Below are 17,809 nucleotides of genomic sequence, written 5' to 3'. Positions count from 1 at the left end.
AAAATATGAAAATCATTCATACAGCAGATTGGCATTTGGGTAAGCGACTCAATAGTCATAGCTTTTTAGAAGATCAACGTTATATTTTGTCACAGTTTGTTGAAGCAATAGTAGAAGAAAAACCAGACTTAATCATTATCGCTGGGGATATATATGACACAGCGCATCCTAATAAAAATACTGTTGCAATTTTTGAAGAAATGGTTCAAAAGTTGAATTTGCAAATGCATATACCCATTATTATTATCAATGGTAATCATGATAGTAAAGAACGATTAAGTTATGGGGCATCATGGTTCAATCACAGTCAACTTTATATTCGAACAACGTTATCTTCCTTTTTTGAACCGATTGATTTTGAAGGTATTGCCATTTATACCCTTCCGTTTTTTACTGTTTCTGAAGCACGTGTATTTCTTGAACGGGACGTTAAAAGTTATGAACAAGCCGTCAAATATTTTGTTGAATTGGTGAAACCACAATTGGATACGACGAAAAAGAATATACTCGTTGGGCACTTTACATTAAATGGTGCGCCTAAGTCAGATTCTGAACGTGACTTGACAATTGGGACGATAGAGTCTGTATCTCCGCAATATTTAGATGGATTTGATTGTGTTTTGTTAGGGCATATTCATCATCCATTTGCGATAGATTATGAGCATATTTTTTATAGTGGATCCATCTTGCAGTATTCTTTTTCCGAAGTCAAACAAGCAAAGGGATATCGCACGATTGAATTTGATAATAACGGTCAATTAAAACAAAGATTTCATCAGTTGCAACCGCAATTTGAACTTGAAGTAGTAGAAGGCAAATATGAAGACATTATTAACGGTCATTTTGATAGAAAGTCTGATAACAGTTATTTTCATTTTAAATTACGTGAGATGCAACATGTCACAGAACCAATGCAAAAATTGAAACAATTATATCCCAATACATTGGCATTAACGCCAGAAGTTATAACGATGATTGACACGGAACAGACAGCAGGAGAAATCAAACAATTAGAACCTTTGGACATCATTAATGCGTTTTATCGCATGCATACAGAAAAAGACTTATCTGAGATTCAACGTGATCATTTGATAAGTCTCATTGAAGAAGAAAGGGGGACACATTAAGTGAAGCCGATATGTTTGTATCTTGAAAATTTTGGCCCTTTTGTACAGGAAGAAATAGATTTTTCGAAAATACACGACAATCAACTCTTTTTAATTTCTGGAAAGACAGGTTCTGGCAAGACGATGATTTTTGATGGTATCGTATTTGCGCTATACGGACGTGCATCTACTGAGAAGAGAGAAGTGAAGCATTTGCGTAGTCAGTTTGCTGAGCCGAATGCACCGCTTAAAGTTGTCTATGAATTTGAAGTGCGTGGAAGACGTTACAAAGTGATTCGAACAGCGCCATATGTGAAACCTGGCAATAAGAGGGAAACGAATCAAACTTTAGAAGTGTATGTGTATGACGGTTCTACTTATCACTTAGAAGAAGGGACACTCAATGGTGGAAAACAATATTTATTAGAACTTATCAAGTTAAAACATGAGCAATTTCGACAGTTATTTATATTGCCACAAGGTGAATTTAAACGCTTTTTAACTTCTAGCACGACAGATAAACAACCGATATTAAGAACACTTTTTAATACGCAATTGTATGAGTTTTTAAATGGTAAGTTACAAAATAATACAAAAGATATCAAAGTGAAGATAGATAAACAACAAGAGATAATTAAGCGAGAGTGGCAACGGCTTGAGACATTTGATCATGAAGAACTTCAAACGTATCAAATGTTATCTGCAGAGCAACATGATCGCTTACTTGAAGTTTTACCGAAATATCGATTGATTGGGGAACAGATTGTTAAAAATCTCGATGCTGAAACGGAACAGTTAAAACAGCATACTGAAACTGTCAAAGCAGAAGTTGAACAGCAAAGAAACCGGCTTGAATTACAAGAAAAATATGAACAGCTTCATGAAGAGATTAAGACACTCGAATCAGAAAAAATACAAATACAAAATGACGAAACATTATTGCAACGTATCAGAGAGTGCAAGAGTGCCGTGCGCCTATATCGTGATCAGACAAATGAAGAACTGCAATTGTCTAAATATGATAAGCAGATGCAACGATTAGAACACGCTATCGAACAAGCTCAGAAAACAATGGCACAATTGGATCGTAAGAAAGTTGAATTATCGGAGCAAAGACATGATATTGAAGAAAAGCGACAATTTGTTAGAAATACACATTATTTTTATGAAAATCGCCAACAGTTTTTAAAATATGTGACGAATGAGAAGATAAGAAAAAAGGAAATTGAAGCGCTGACAAAACGACTCTCTCAATATGAAACACAAGTTGAAAATCTTCATTTAGAAACTGGAGAGCAAGTTATAGATTTTGATAAAGAGAGACAACTTTTAATTCAAATAGAACAATTCAAACGGAATATAGACGATATGGCACAAGCAAAAGAAAAAATGAAGGAAGCCAATCGTTTAAAAGATGAAATAAAGAAAAATAAGTTTGTAATGGAACAGTTGAAAGAGAAAGTCACAGAAAAAACGCAACAGATGGTCCATCTAACGTCACATGACCATACATTGTTAAACCATGAAAGTGCTGTTGATGTTTTAAGAAGTGAATTGCAATTAGATGAGCCATGCCCTGTTTGTCAGCAAATCGTCCATGAGTTGACAGAAGGAGCATCAATTACAACATTGAAAGAACAACGTCATAAAAATGAACAATTAGAACAAGAAATCACTGTGTTGAAAGAACAGATCAATGATTACAAAGTGAGTCTATCAGTGAGTGAGACGAAATATAAAAACGTGTGTGAAGTTCAATTTGACAGTGAAAAGTTTCAATCACAAAAAGAATTATTAGAAGAAACATCACAAACGTATCAACAGTTACACGTTATTAATAAAAAATTGGAGAAATCACAAAAACAACTGACAGATTTAAAACAATTAATGAATGGTATCGAGCAAGAAATAGCAGTTAAAAATGAACAATTGGCACGTGACATTGAATCAATTGCAGAGTTTAAGCAGAAAACAACATATACAGATATTCAGCAATTTGTATCTGAATATGAACAACAGTCTCAATTAGTCGACATATATGACAAAGAATTAGAACGTCAGCAACAAGAAAGACAAAAGTGTGAAAAACAAATCAATGATATCACTGCTCAAAGAAATACGACAACAGCATTGGTGGAAGTTTCACAAAAGAAAATACAACAATTACAGTCAGAACTTGTTGTTGAATTTGAACGTTTAAACTTGGAAGACGTGCATGAATTAGAACAAGTGATGAAAGAGGAAAAAAGAGAAGCTGAACTTGATTCAAAAATTAAAAAATATAATGAAGTCTATCATTTTAAGCTAGAACGTCGGAAAGAAGTCTATCAACAAGTTCAGGCGATAGACGTGAAAGATTTAGCAGAGCTGGAACACAAATATCAGGAATTAAATCAAAAGTCTTATAAGTATTTAAAACAATTGACTCAAGCAAAAGTAAATTTAGATAATAATGAAAAATCCATAGAGTTGATTGAGAAAGAAATTGTTTATTTAAAAGAGCAGCTTGATAAACAAAGAGAACTGGTATTTTTATCTGATGTGATAAAAGGGAATAATGATAAGAAGTTGAGTCTTGAAAATTACGTGCTAACTTATTATCTAGACCAAATATTGTTACAAGCCAATAAGCGATTGCTAAATATGACGGGAGATCGTTATCAACTCGTCCGCAAGGAAAAAATTGGACAAGGTTATAGTGGTTTGGAAATTGATGTTTTTGATTATTACGCCAATCAATCACGTCCGATTAACTCCTTGTCAGGCGGTGAGACATTCCAAGCTTCTTTAGCATTGGCTCTTGGTCTATGTGAAATTGTTCAAAATGAGCAAGGGGGTATATCGCTGGATGCGATGTTTATTGATGAAGGTTTTGGAACGCTCGATCAAGAAACGTTAGAGACGGCACTTGATACGTTGATTCAACTTCAATCAAGTGGTCGACTGGTCGGTGTTATTTCGCATGTTACAGAGTTAAAAGAACGAATTCCAGTTATTTTAGAAGTTGTTTCAAATAACTATCAAAGTCACACACAATTGTTATTTCGAGAATAAAATAAAGGGTCTTAATCTTTTGTGGTGGGATGGCATGAAATGCTATCCCGCCTTTTTTATGTTTTAAATCATTTGGATACAAAAAAAGCGCTCACGCCTCTATAATTTTAAGTGACTAAACAAAAAAATAAAGAGGAGACATGATGCGCCTATGTGTAATGATATATTAAAACTACTAAAAATAAAAGATGAAAATATTCAAGTTCTTAAGGTGGAAGAAGATGTAGAAGTGCGTGGTCGGCTTTCTACGGTTGTTTATGGAACACTTTCTTATACACCCAAAGCTTGTATGAAGTGTGGTTGTGTCAATGATGGGCAAATCCATAAGCATGGTAAACGCGTTTCGCGTTTAACACTATTAAAATCTCAAGAATCCAATGTTTATCTTAATTTAGCGAAAGAACGCTTTAAGTGTCTACATTGTTTAAAGACTTTTACGGCTCAAACAAACATTGTTGATAGTAACTGCTTTATTACCAACCGTGTGAAATTAGCGATTCAGGATAAACTCACACGTGTACAGTGTGAGATAGATATCGCTCATGATTGTAGTGTTTCACCGAGTACAGTTAAAAGATGTATTCATCAACTCTCACAATCATTAATAGTCAAACCTTCATCTGGATTGCCAAAACATATCTCCATAGATGAGTTTAAAAGCGTTAAGAACGTGACAACAGCGATGAGTTTTTTGTTTATAGATAATGAAACGAATCAGATTATTGATATCTTAGAAGATAGACGTATTCATAAACTCAAAGAGTACTTCTATCGCTTTGATCGACGTGAACGATTAGCTGTTAAAACTGTAACTGCTGATATGTATGAACCATACATCAACTTCATTCATGAAGTATTTCCAAATGCGATTTTGATCTTTGATCGCTTTCACATTGTTCAGCACCTTAATCGTGAATTAAATAAGCAACGTATTTCTGTAATGAATGCTTATCGCTATCGATCATCAACAGATTACACGAAAATGAAAAAGCACTGGAAACTCTTTCTTTCTGACAGGCAGGATATTAATAGTTATGAATACTTTTGGTCGAAGTCTTTCAAAACGTACACAACATCAAGAGATGTTTTAACATATCTACTAAGTCTTGATCAGCAGCTCTATGACACTTATATGTTAGTTCATCAACTTCGTGAAGCATTGAAACAATGTGACTGGTTACGTTTCAAAGAAACTTTAATGGGTGTCGAAAAGAAGCATGTATCACGTGGTGTTTGGCGTATCATTCGATTCTATAAGAAATACGAGTATGTCCTTTACTCAACAATCAAGTACCCGAAGTTTAACAATGGAGCGATTGAAGGTATCAATAATAAAATTAAGCTTATTAAACGTGTATCATATGGCTATCGCAACTTTAATAACTTTAAAGCGAGAATACTCATCATTTTTAAGCTGTATCAACGTTCTAAAAAGCAAGAGCTATTAAGCTGTGTTGCATAAAGATTACCTCGTAACTTAACATGTCACAAACGCTCATATAACTGTATGGTGTAAAATCATTTCTAATACGAGACGCCTAAGGCAACAAGCCGAACTGAAAATCCATTTTGGCTTCACTTATTCAATAAAGCCAAAATTAGTTGAAGTGAGGCGCCTTGGCAAGTGAGTATTAAAGAAATGATAGTACTCAAAAAGCGTACAATTAATGAATAACTGTACGCTTAAATGAATGTAGTGATTACTACGTGTTATGATTAAGTTAAATATAAAATTAGTTACTTTTAATTATCTGCCCACCACAAAAGATGGACATCCAAAATAAAAGCGTTAGAATTCAATAAGAATGAATTCTAACGCTTTTTGATGTGATCTTATTTGTTGCGTAAGATGTCACGGATTTCAGTTAAAATAAGTGTGTTTTCTTCGATTTCTTCTTCAACTTCAGCAGGTTTTACAACTGTGTTAGCAATTTTCACGAAAATAAATAATGCGAATGCAACAATCAAGAAGTCGATGATAGATTGAATGAAAATACCGTATTTAATACCGAAAGCTGACCAGTTTTCAGCGAAGTCTACTTCACCGAATAATAAACCGATTAACGGCATGATGATGTTTTCTACTAAAGATGTCACAATTTTATTGAATGCAGCACCCATTACAACAGCGACTGCTAAATCTAATACATTGCCTTTTAGCGCAAACTCTTTAAACTCTTGGAACATTTTAATAACTCCTTTATAAAATTGATTTAAATAACAAATGATATTATACAACATTTTGCTATGATTACAACACTCTTTTTAAAATAAAAATATTTTCATTTTACACTTCGTTGATTATATTGTTTTATTTTGTTATGGTATATAAGTAGCGCACTTTTTAGCTTTAAACTTAAAAAGTTGGGTATATAAATAAAAAGTGATGAAAAATTCAATATGAAAGGGAGTATGTTAATTTATGAATACTTCAACTCCAGAGCCAAATGGTAAGAAGTTTTCACCAGTTTTCTTAATCAGTTCTATCATTGTATTTGCAATTGTCTTAATCGGGGTGTTTATCCCGACACAATTTGGCGACTTTACAAATGAAATAAAAATTTGGATTACAGATAACTTAGGTTGGTATTACTTGATTTTAACAACTGTTATCGTGTTCTTCTGTATCTTCTTAATCTTCAGTCCAATCGGTAAATTAAAATTGGGCCGCCCAAATGATAAACCAGAATTTAATACAATTTCTTGGTTTGCCATGTTATTCAGTGCTGGTATGGGTATCGGGTTGGTATTCTATGGCGCAGCAGAACCACTTTCTCATTTTGCAGCACCTCCAACAGCGGATCCAATGACGAAGCAAGCATATGCTGAATCATTGCGCTCAACTTTCTTCCACTGGGGATTCCATGCTTGGGCTGTATATGGTGTCGTAGCATTAGCACTTGCGTACTCTCAATTTAGAAAAGGTGAACCCGGCTTACTTTCTAAAACATTGCGACCTATCTTAGGAGACCGTGTTGATGGTCCAATCGGTATGTTTATCGATGTACTTGCTGTATTTGCGACTGTTATCGGTGTTGCCGTATCACTTGGTATGGGTGCTTTACAAATTGCCGGTGGTTTAAATTACTTATTCGGTATTCCAAACAATATTGTTACACAAGGTGTCATTATTGTTGTCGTTACAATTTTATTCATCATGAGTGCATGGTCAGGTTTGAGTAAAGGGATTCAATATTTAAGTAACTTGAATATCGGTTTAGGTTCACTTTTAATGTTTGCTGCTTTATTTATTGGACCAACTGTTTTAATCATGAATATGTTTACTAGCTCAACTGGTAGCTTGTTAGACGGCTTTTTATTCAGTAGTTTTGACACAGCAGCACAAAACCCTCAAAAAGCAGAGTGGATGTCTGGTTGGACATTGTACTACTGGGGTTGGTGGATGAGCTGGAGCCCATTCGTTGGGGTCTTCATCGCACGTGTATCAAAAGGACGTTCAATCCGTGAGTTTATCTCAGGCGTGATGCTCGTTCCAGTTATTGTAAGTTTCTTATGGTTTAGTGTATTCGGTGTATTAGGTATTGAAACAGCTAAAAAACATAAAGAAATTCTCGACATGTCAGTAGAAACACAACTCTTTGGTGTATTTAGTCACTTACCAATGGGAATGGTATTATCAATGGTTGCGTTATTATTAATTGCATCATTCTTTATCACTTCTGCTGACTCAGCAACATTCGTCTTAGGTATGCAAACAACGAATGGTTCACTTAACCCAAGTCAATTCGTAAAAGTGACATGGGGTATCGCACAATCATTAATTGCCTTCGTATTGTTATTATCAGGTAATGGTAATGGAGAAGAAGGATTGAATGCATTACAAAGTGCTGCGATTATCAGTGCATTGCCATTCTCTATTGTTGTTATACTTATGATGATTAGCTTCTATAAAGATGCGAACAGAGAACGTAAATTCTTAGGATTAACGTTAACGCCAAATAAACATCGTCTTAAGGAATACGTTGCACAGTCACAACAAGACTATGAAGAAGAACTTATTTCAAAAAGAAAAGCGATGAGAGAACAAGAACAATAAAATAGTATGATTGAGAGTAGCGGTTGGATGCCTTTGAGGTGTTTGACCGCTTCTTTTTTGTAGAAATTACGAATTGAAAATCGTTCTCAATTAATAACTATTAATTATCAATATATCAAAATGTCATAAGCTAATATTATAGTTTCTAATTACAAAGACAAAATTCAAAACGGGTTGTTTTAGCGCTTACATAGTTGTTTTTAAAGCGCTTTAATAATACAATTGAAACAAAGGCATATAAATTTTCCAAGGGGGACATTCAGATGACTGCAAATTTAAAAGAGCAAGCGAAAAAGTCATTTCAAGTGAACGGTCAGGACATTACATATTATGACCTGAATGTATTAGAAGAAAAAGGCTTAACAAAGATCAGTCGCTTACCATATTCGATTCGTGTGTTATTAGAATCAGTGTTGCGCCAAGAAGATGGTTTTGTTATTACAGAAGATCATATTAAATCATTGGCAACATTCGGAAAAGAAAATGACAAAGGCGAAGTACCATTCAAGCCTTCACGTGTTATTTTACAAGACTTTACAGGTGTGCCAGCGGTCGTAGACTTGGCCTCTTTACGTAAAGCGATGGATGATGTAGGTGGGGATCTTACAAAAATCAATCCAGAAGTACCCGTTGACTTAGTTATTGACCACTCTGTACAAGTAGATAGCTACGGTAACCCAGACGCTGTTGAGCGTAACATGAAGTTAGAATTCGAGCGCAACTATGAGCGTTACCAATTCTTAAGCTGGGCTACAAAAGCATTCCAAAACTACAATGCGGTACCACCTGCAACAGGTATCGTTCACCAAGTAAACTTAGAGTATCTTGCGAATGTTGTTCACGTTCGTGACGAAGAAGGCGAAAAAGTCGCTTATCCAGATACACTAGTTGGTACAGACTCACATACTACAATGATTAACGGTCTAGGTGTATTAGGCTGGGGTGTTGGTGGTATCGAAGCGGAAGCAGGTATGCTTGGTCAACCTTCATACTTCCCAATTCCGGAAGTAATCGGTGTACGTTTATCAAATGAATTACCACAAGGTGCAACAGCAACAGACTTAGCATTACGTGTAACAGAGTTATTACGTCAAAAAGGTGTAGTCGGCAAGTTTGTTGAATTCTTCGGTCCGGGTGTTGATAAGTTACCATTAGCAGACCGTGCAACAATTGCAAACATGGCGCCTGAATATGGTGCAACATGTGGTTTCTTCCCAGTGGATGATGAAACACTTAAATATTTACGTTTAACTGGTCGTTCTGCTGAGCATATCGATGCAGTTGAAAAATATTTGAAAGAAAACCACTTATTCTTTGATGTAGAAGAAGAACCAAACTACACAGATATTGTTGATTTAGATTTATCAACAGTAGAAGCATCTTTATCAGGCCCTAAACGTCCACAAGATCTTATCTTCTTAAGCAATATGAAAGAAGCTTTCCAAAAATCTGTCACTGCACCAGCAGGTAACCAAGGACATGGTTTTGATGAAAGTGAATTCGACAAGAAAGCGACAATTAACTTTAAAGATGGCCGTAAATCAGAAATGAAAACAGGTGATATCGCAATTGCTGCGATTACATCATGTACGAATACATCTAACCCATACGTTATGTTAGGTGCAGGTTTATTAGCGAAAAAAGCCATTGCAAAAGGCTTAAAAGTACCTGATTATGTAAAAACATCACTTGCTCCAGGTTCAAAAGTTGTAACTGGATACCTTCGTGATGCAGGTTTACAAGAGTACTTAGATCAACTTGGCTTCAACTTAGTTGGTTATGGCTGTACAACATGTATCGGTAACTCAGGTCCGTTATTAGAAGAGATCGAAGCAGCGATTGCTAAAGAAGACTTATTAGTGACTTCTGTATTATCTGGTAACCGTAACTTTGAAGGACGTATCCACCCACTTGTTAAAGCAAACTATCTTGCATCACCACCACTTGTTGTGGCGTATGCTTTAGCAGGAACAGTAGATATCGACTTGCAAAATGAACCACTTGGCCAAGATGCAGAAGGTAACGATGTATTCTTGAAAGATATCTGGCCTTCAATCCAAGAAGTCTCAGATACAGTAGATAGTGTTGTAACACCTGAACTCTTTAAAGAAGAGTATGCGAACGTTTATGAAAACAACGAATTATGGAATGAAATCAATACAACTGATCAACCATTGTATGACTTTGATTCAAGTTCAACATATATCCAAAACCCAACATTCTTCCAAGGTTTATCAAAAGAACCTGGTACAATCCAACCGTTAACTGGTTTACGTGTCATGGGTAAATTTGGAGACTCAGTAACAACTGACCACATTTCACCAGCGGGTGCGATCGGTAAAGATACACCAGCAGGTAAATACTTGTTAGAAAATGGCGTTTCTCCACGTGACTTCAACTCATATGGTTCACGACGTGGTAACCACGAAGTCATGGTACGTGGTACATTCGCTAACATTCGTATTAAAAACCAATTAGCGCCTGGTACTGAAGGTGGCTTCACAACATATTGGCCAACAAATGAAGTGATGCCAATCTTTGATGCTGCTATGAAGTATAAACAAGATGGCACAGGCTTAGTTGTATTAGCAGGTAACGACTATGGTATGGGATCATCTCGTGACTGGGCTGCAAAAGGTACAAACTTATTAGGTGTTAAAACAGTCATCGCACAAAGCTATGAACGTATCCACCGTTCTAACTTGGTCATGATGGGTGTATTACCATTACAATTCAAAGATGGTGAATCAGCTGATACACTTGGTCTTGATGGTCAAGAAACAATCAAAGTGGATATTGACGAAACAGTTCAACCAGGACAACTTGTGAAAGTGACTGCAACAAAAGCGGATGGCACTGAAGTTGTGTTTGAAGCGATTGCACGTTTCGACTCTAATGTTGAAATGGATTACTACCGTCATGGTGGTATCTTACAACTTGTATTACGTAAAAAATTAGCATAATACAACAATAAATCAGACGGATACAGTTATTTATAGCTGTATCCGTTTTTTCAATTCACTTCACTTATGTGACAAACAAGTTTTGTGATAAGATAATCACAATAATACTTTAGAGAGAGGTTTGACGTATGTTATATGCATTGACAGAAATTGAAGTGCGCTATCAAGAAACGGATCAGATGGGTGTTGTTTACCATGGGAATTATGCGACATGGTTTGAAGTAGCACGTACGGATTATGTTCGTAAGTTAGGTTTGGATTATATGGAGATGGAACATCAAGGTGTCGTATCTCCTGTGACTGAACTCAATGTTCAATATAAGAAAAGTGTTGGGTATCCGGATGTCGTGACTGTGAAGACATGGGTGTCTAAGTTTTCACGATTAAGATATCGTTATGAATATGAAGTGTATAATTCAGAGAGAGAAGTTGTCACAAAAGGTTATACAGATAATGTGATTATCACAAAAGATGGTGGGAAACCACTACGTTTAGATAAGTCATTCCCTGAATGGTATGATGTGTACAGTGAAGTAGATAAACGAAACAAAGCAGGAGAAGATCTTGAACTAAAAAGAACCAATCAATAGGCATTGAGCTTATTGATTGGTTCTGTCTTGTCATTAATTTTTTACTTGAGCACGATAAACAATTTCGTCATTTTCTATATCAATTGTTAATTGATGGTCTTCATAGTACCATACATCTTTTTCTGCAATAACGACATGTAAGTCATCAAAAGTTGTTTCGTAACCAACTTCATCGATATCTTTTAGAAAGTCGACATTAAATGCAGGACTGAATCCTTGCTTTAACTGGAACTCGCCACCGTAACGAACGACAAAGTGAAGTACTTTACCATCTTCAGGTAATTCAAGTTCCTTTTTTAACCACTCAACAGCTTTTGGGGTCAATTCTAAATTCATGCGTAAAACGCCTCCTTCATCTTTAAAGCAGAGTATGCTTTAATTGTAGCTTGTTTTGTATTGAAATCAACTGTCGTGCTTACATCCACTTTATTTTAGGTTCTGTTCCATTCAAGATACGTTTAATATTACTCGTATGTCGGAATATCAATAAACACGTAACAGCAAAGCTCACAGCAAGTAAAATGTAGTCGTGAACGATGAGTGATCCAATCACGCAACAGCTTGCCCCGACAATACTTGATAAAGAGACGTATTTTGATAAATAAAGTGTGATAAAGAAGACACCAACAAGTATAAGAAATAGCCAAGGATTGACACCTAATAGAACACCTGCACTTGTTGCGACAGCTTTTCCACCACGAAATTTTAAATAGATGGGATATACATGACCGATAATGGCGAAAATACCCACGATAAGGCCATGAATATCAACGTTGAACCATAAGGGTAAGAACACAACGATAGTTCCTTTAAAAATATCGAAAAATGTTACTGCAAAACCGGCGGGCTTTCCGAGTACACGAAAACTGTTTGTGGCACCCATATTTCCACTACCGTAATTACGAATGTCTTTGTTGAAAAATATTTTACCGATCAGATAACCACTTGGTATGGATCCGATTAAATAACTTGCAATAAATAAAAGGCATAATGCCATGTATGTTCACATCCTTTTAGTACCTGCTCTTATTTTAACATAAATTCATATATCGTCATGTATTTTCTTAAAAACTTTACTGCGATTGCTTAAGATAAAAGGAAACTACTGGACTCAAACCGTGTTAACGCTTGCATTCTATGACAGATATGTTTAAGGTTAAAGTAAGTCGATGTACAATAGTGTAGCTTTATCTATGATGCACTTAATATATAGCTCGAATGGATTTATGCCTCCTATTCTCAATCATAATAGGAGGTTTTTTATCGGTTATCGGAATAACTGATTTTCAGGAGTGAGATTGGAAAAATGTATTTTACGAGTTGAGAGAAATCGAACGATGGCGTTGGAATTGTGGCACTTTCACCGAAAAGACTGCTTTTGTTATACCATCTTTTGATTTTCTAGCTTATGAATTTCTTATGATATAGCGACTTATAAAGGGCTTTGTTTCGCTGATTTCTTTCATTTGTGACTTGCATTTTTATAGGTTTTATATAAGAATATCTATTGTATAGTTTGATAAACGAACGTATGTTTGCAGGAGGGGAATTGTGTGTCAGCGAAAAAGAAGAATAATTATTCGGATGATGCGATACAAGTATTAGAAGGTCTTGAAGCAGTACGCAAGAGACCAGGTATGTATATAGGTTCTACGGACAAGCGCGGGTTACATCACCTTGTATACGAAGTCGTTGATAACTCTGTCGATGAAGTCTTGAACGGTTATGGTGATGAAATTCAAGTAACGATAAATGCTGATGAAAGCATTACGATTGCAGATAATGGACGTGGAATGCCAACTGGAATGCACCAATCAGGCAAGCCGACTGTCGAAGTCATTTTCACAGTACTACATGCAGGTGGGAAGTTTGGTCAAGGCGGTTATAAAACATCAGGCGGACTACATGGTGTAGGTGCGTCTGTTGTCAATGCGCTAAGTGAATGGTTGACTGTTGAGATTCATCGTGATGGCAAAGTATTTGAACAACAATTTGCACACGGTGGTGTTCCGCAAACAAGTCTTGTCAAAAAAGGAAAAACAAAAAGAACAGGAACGATTGTCACATTCAAACCCGATTCTGAAATATTTAAAAGTGCAACGTCTTTTAATTTCGATACATTAAGTGAACGTTTCCAAGAGTCTTCTTTCCTATTACAAGGATTGAAAATCACGATGGAAGATAAGCGACAAGGGAAAGAGCGACAAGAAGTGTATCATTATGAAGAAGGTATCAAAGCCTTTGTCAATTATGTTAATGAAGGAAAAGAAACCCTTCATGATGTCGCACTCTTTCAAGGGACGGTCAATGATATCGAAGTGGATGTCGCATTTCAATATAATGACCAATATTCGGAAAGTATTTTAAGTTTTGTTAATAATGTGCGTACAAAAGATGGTGGGACACACGAAGTTGGATTTAAAACAGCAATGACACGTGTATTCAATGAATATTCCCGTCGTATCGGTGAATTGAAGCCGAAAGATAAGAATGTCGAAGGAAATGATATTCGTGAAGGATTGACAGCGATTGTATCTGTGCGTATTCCCGAACACTTATTGCAGTTTGAAGGACAAACGAAGTCAAAGCTTGGAACGCCTGAAGCGAGAAGTGCTGTCGATGCATTAATTGCTGAGAAATTACCATTTTATTTAGAAGAAAAAGGGCAATTGTCTAAAGCTTTAGTAAAAAAAGCAATCAAAGCACAACAAGCAAGAGAAGCGGCACGAAAAGCACGTGAAGATGCACGTTCAGGAAAAAAGAATCGTCGTAAAGATACGTTGTTATCAGGTAAGTTAACACCTGCTCAAAGTAAAAATACAAAGAAAAATGAATTGTACCTAGTTGAGGGTGACTCAGCAGGTGGTTCAGCAAAACTCGGACGAGACCGCAAATTCCAAGCTATTTTACCGTTACGTGGTAAAGTAATCAACACTGAAAAGGCACGCTTGGAAGATATTTTCAAAAATGAAGAGATTAATACGATTATTCATACGATTGGTGCAGGTGTCGGAAACGACTTCAACTTAGAAGATAGCAACTACAATCGTGTAATCATCATGACCGATGCGGATACAGATGGTGCACACATTCAAGTACTTTTACTGACATTCTTCTTTAAATATATGCGTCCACTTGTCCGTGAAGGACACGTTTATATCGCCTTGCCACCACTGTATAAGTTAGAAAAAGGAAAAGGTAAACAAAAGCGTGTGGAATATGCATGGACAGATGACGAATTAGAGAAGTTACAGAAAAAACTTGGAAAAGGATTTATGTTGCAACGCTATAAAGGTTTAGGGGAGATGAATCCTGAACAATTGTGGGAAACAACGATGAATCCAGAAACGCGTACATTGATTCAAGTGCAAATTGACGATGAAGTACGCTCGTCTAAACGTGTTTCAACATTGATGGGGGATAAGGTTGCCCCACGCCGTGAATGGATTGAACGACATGTACAGTTTGGCATGCAGGAAGACCAAAGTATTTTAGAAAATGATGAAGTACAAATATTAGTTAAAGATGAAGCGGACGGGGAGGATGCATAATGGCTGAGGTAATACAAAGTTTACCGTTAGAAGATGTAATAGGCGATCGCTTTGGACGATACAGTAAATACATTATCCAAGAACGTGCCTTACCGGATGTTCGTGATGGATTGAAACCTGTACAAAGACGTATTTTATATTCGATGTATTCAAGTGGAAATACCTACGATAAAAATTTCCGTAAAAGTGCCAAAACAGTCGGTGATGTTATCGGGAATCTTCATCCCCATGGTGATAGTTCTGTATACGATGCCATGGTGCGTTTGAGTCAAGATTGGAAGTTACGTCATTTACTCGTTGAAATGCACGGGAATAACGGGAGTATTGATAATGACCCACCCGCAGCGATGCGTTATACAGAAGCGAAGTTAAGTCAACTGTCTGAGCAGTTGTTGCGTGATTTGAACAAAGAAACGGTTGATTTTGTTCCTAACTATGATGATACGCAAATGGAACCAATGGTATTACCTGCACGCTTGCCTAACTTATTGATCAATGGCTCTACTGGTATCTCAGCAGGTTATGCGACGGATATTCCACCGCATAACTTAGCAGAAGTAATTACTGCAACGTTGAAACTGATTGACAATCCGGATATGACTGTGAAGCAATTGATGAAGTATGTCAAAGGGCCTGATTTCCCAACAGGTGGTATTATTCAAGGGATTGACGGTATCCAGAAAGCATATGAGACAGGCAAAGGGAAAGTGATTGTGCGTGCAAAAACCGAAACTGAAACGTTACGAAATGGTCGTAGTCAAATTGTAGTGACGGAAATTCCATACGAAGTCAATAAAGGGAATCTTGTTAAAAAAATTGATGAACTGCGTGCAGATAAAAAAGTAGAAGGTATTATCGAAGTACGTGATGAGACCGATCGAAGCGGTTTGAGAATTGCAATTGAACTGAAAAAAGATGTCAATGCGTCAGCAATCCTTAATTATTTGTTTAAGAACACTGATTTACAAGTCGCATATAACTTCAATATGGTTGCAATTAGCGATGGTCGTCCAAAGTTGATGGGTATTAAGCAAATTATCGATTGCTATTTAAGTCATCAAATTGAAGTTGTTTCACGCCGTACAAAATTCGACTTAAAGCATGCAGAAGACCGTATGCACATCGTAGAAGGTTTGATGAAAGCACTGTCTATTTTGGATGAAGTTATTGCTTTAATTCGTGAGTCGAAAAACAAACGAGATGCCAAAGATAACTTAGTGGTGACTTATGATTTCACCGAAGCACAAGCAGAAGCAATTGTTATGCTGCAACTGTATCGTTTAACGAATACGGATATCGTGGCATTACAAGAAGAACACGATGCGTTAGCGAATAAAATCGCTGGATTACAACATATCTTAAATGATCATCAGGCATTGTTAAATGTGATTAAAACAGAATTAGAAGAAATTAAGAAACAATTTAAAGATGCAAGATTGTCAACGATTGAAGCGGAGATTGCAGAAATAAAAATTGATAAAGAAGTTCTTGTACCTAGTGAATTGGTAATGTTAAGTGTAACGCATGAAGGATATATGAAGCGGACGTCATTGCGTAGTTACAATGCTTCTGGTAAAGAAGAAATTGGCTTGAAAGCGAATGATTATGTTATTAAATGTTTAGAAGTGAATACGCAAGATACAGCACTTGTTTTCACGAACAAAGGACGTTATTTATCAATTCCTGTGCATAAAATCCCAGATATCAAATGGAAAGATCTTGGACAACATATCTCACAAATTGCATCAATTGATGAAGATGAAATCATTATTAATTACGATGTTGTGTCGAAGTTTGATGATCAAGCAGCAATTATGACAGTAACACGTAACGGTATGATTAAAATGACAACGTTGTCTCACTATAAAACAGCACGTCATTTAAAACCACTTGTCGCAATGAAGATAAAAGATGATGATGTAGTTATCAACGCTGTGAAAGTAGATGTAACTAAACCAGAACAGCTCGTGACATTGTTATCTTACAAAGGGATGTCACTGACATATCCAATTTCAGAATTACCTACAACAGGAATTCGTACGGGTGGTGTGAAAGCCATCAACTTGAAGGCTGAAGATTATGTTGTGATGGCTGATATAGTGAGTGAATCAGATACTATATTGATTGCGACACAGCGTGGTGCGTTGAAACGCATTGGGTTTAATGTGCTTCAAGTGGCGAAACGTGCGCAACGTGGTATTACGCTACTGAAAGAGTTAAAAAAACAACCACATCGAATCGTGGCCGCACGTGTATGCGACGTGTCTACTACGCAATATCATTTAATTTCAGATGAAGATGTATATATTGGACAAATTAACAAAATACATTTATCTGAGCAATATACAAACGGTTCATTTGTTGTTGATACGACTACGTTTGGTGAAGTAAAAAATCTTTATGTTAGTGAATAAATAAAAATTTTATAGTCACTTTTAAATATTGATGATAGAATACAACTAGTTGTATTTAAAGAATTATATGAAAA

11 protein-coding genes are annotated in these 17,809 nt (G+C 36.2%); 8 read left to right on the top strand and 3 right to left on the bottom strand.

Annotation, left to right across the window (positions count from 1 at the left end; all coding sequences use genetic code 11):
* Window positions 1-5 precede the first annotated feature (5 nt).
* The 3 genes from sbcD (at window position 6) to C7J88_RS03075 (ending at window position 5,622) form a co-directional block, all read left to right on the top strand.
* A complete protein-coding gene (gene sbcD / locus C7J88_RS03085; RefSeq protein ID WP_095117102.1) occupies window positions 6-1,127 on the top strand; it encodes an exonuclease subunit SbcD in 1,122 nt (373 codons plus the stop codon).
* Complete coding sequence (gene sbcC, locus C7J88_RS03080) at window positions 1,128-4,160, top strand: exonuclease subunit SbcC (RefSeq protein WP_095117100.1); 3,033 nt, start codon at window positions 1,128-1,130, stop codon at window positions 4,158-4,160.
* A 151-nt stretch (window positions 4,161-4,311) separates the two neighbouring features.
* Window positions 4,312-5,622 (top strand): ISL3 family transposase, encoded by a 1,311-nt coding sequence (locus tag C7J88_RS03075; RefSeq protein WP_059108181.1) that lies wholly within the window; start codon window positions 4,312-4,314, stop codon window positions 5,620-5,622.
* A gap of 371 nt (window positions 5,623-5,993) precedes the next feature.
* Here C7J88_RS03075 and mscL read toward each other — a convergent pair whose 3' ends face one another.
* On the bottom strand, window positions 5,994-6,347 hold the full coding sequence (mscL, locus tag C7J88_RS03070) for a large conductance mechanosensitive channel protein MscL (RefSeq protein ID WP_095117098.1): 354 nt from the start codon (window positions 6,345-6,347) through the stop codon (window positions 5,994-5,996).
* Between the two features lie 235 nt (window positions 6,348-6,582).
* Between mscL and C7J88_RS03065 the strand changes: the two genes are divergently transcribed.
* The 3 genes from C7J88_RS03065 (at window position 6,583) to menI (ending at window position 11,770) form a co-directional block, all read left to right on the top strand.
* Window positions 6,583-8,217, top strand: a complete 1,635-nt coding sequence (locus tag C7J88_RS03065; protein WP_095117096.1) for a BCCT family transporter — start codon at window positions 6,583-6,585, stop codon at window positions 8,215-8,217.
* Between the two features lie 263 nt (window positions 8,218-8,480).
* Window positions 8,481-11,180, top strand: coding sequence for an aconitate hydratase AcnA (acnA, locus tag C7J88_RS03060; protein WP_095117094.1), 2,700 nt, complete (start codon window positions 8,481-8,483; stop codon window positions 11,178-11,180).
* A 128-nt stretch (window positions 11,181-11,308) separates the two neighbouring features.
* Window positions 11,309-11,770, top strand: coding sequence for a 1,4-dihydroxy-2-naphthoyl-CoA hydrolase MenI (gene menI, locus C7J88_RS03055; RefSeq protein WP_095117092.1), 462 nt, complete (start codon window positions 11,309-11,311; stop codon window positions 11,768-11,770).
* Window positions 11,771-11,803: 33 nt separating this feature from the next.
* Here the strand turns inward: menI and C7J88_RS03050 are convergent, their stop codons facing one another.
* Window positions 11,804-12,106, bottom strand: coding sequence for a HesB/YadR/YfhF family protein (locus C7J88_RS03050; protein WP_095117090.1), 303 nt, complete (start codon window positions 12,104-12,106; stop codon window positions 11,804-11,806).
* Window positions 12,107-12,185: 79 nt separating this feature from the next.
* Window positions 12,186-12,767, bottom strand: coding sequence for a glycerol-3-phosphate 1-O-acyltransferase PlsY (gene plsY / locus C7J88_RS03045; RefSeq protein WP_095117088.1), 582 nt, complete (start codon window positions 12,765-12,767; stop codon window positions 12,186-12,188).
* Window positions 12,768-13,323: 556 nt separating this feature from the next.
* Between plsY and parE the strand changes: the two genes are divergently transcribed.
* Entirely contained in the window at window positions 13,324-15,321 is a 1,998-nt protein-coding gene (parE, locus tag C7J88_RS03040) for a DNA topoisomerase IV subunit B (protein WP_095117086.1), read from the top strand.
* The gene (parC, locus tag C7J88_RS03035; RefSeq protein ID WP_095117084.1) at window positions 15,321-17,735 is read left to right on the top strand and encodes a DNA topoisomerase IV subunit A; all 2,415 of its coding nucleotides are present in this window, start codon (window positions 15,321-15,323) and stop codon (window positions 17,733-17,735) included. The genes parE and parC overlap by 1 nt, the downstream gene beginning before the upstream one ends.
* The last annotated feature ends 74 nt before the right edge of the window (window positions 17,736-17,809 follow it).

The organism is Staphylococcus muscae (assembly GCF_003019275.1).
Lineage (GTDB): Bacteria > Bacillota > Bacilli > Staphylococcales > Staphylococcaceae > Staphylococcus > Staphylococcus muscae.
Note: the sequence above shows the minus strand (reverse complement) of the source record. Positions and strands in the feature narration are given on the sequence as shown.

Coding starts and splice junctions, on each gene's coding strand:
- sbcD (WP_095117102.1), top strand. CDS start 6: ATGAAAATCATTCATACAGCAGATTGGCATTTGGGTAAGCGACTCAAT.
- C7J88_RS03075 (WP_059108181.1), top strand. CDS start 4,312: ATGTGTAATGATATATTAAAACTACTAAAAATAAAAGATGAAAATATT.
- mscL (WP_095117098.1), bottom strand. CDS start 6,347: ATGTTCCAAGAGTTTAAAGAGTTTGCGCTAAAAGGCAATGTATTAGAT.
- C7J88_RS03065 (WP_095117096.1), top strand. CDS start 6,583: ATGAATACTTCAACTCCAGAGCCAAATGGTAAGAAGTTTTCACCAGTT.
- acnA (WP_095117094.1), top strand. CDS start 8,481: ATGACTGCAAATTTAAAAGAGCAAGCGAAAAAGTCATTTCAAGTGAAC.
- menI (WP_095117092.1), top strand. CDS start 11,309: ATGTTATATGCATTGACAGAAATTGAAGTGCGCTATCAAGAAACGGAT.
- C7J88_RS03050 (WP_095117090.1), bottom strand. CDS start 12,106: ATGAATTTAGAATTGACCCCAAAAGCTGTTGAGTGGTTAAAAAAGGAA.
- plsY (WP_095117088.1), bottom strand. CDS start 12,767: ATGGCATTATGCCTTTTATTTATTGCAAGTTATTTAATCGGATCCATA.
- parC (WP_095117084.1), top strand. CDS start 15,321: ATGGCTGAGGTAATACAAAGTTTACCGTTAGAAGATGTAATAGGCGAT.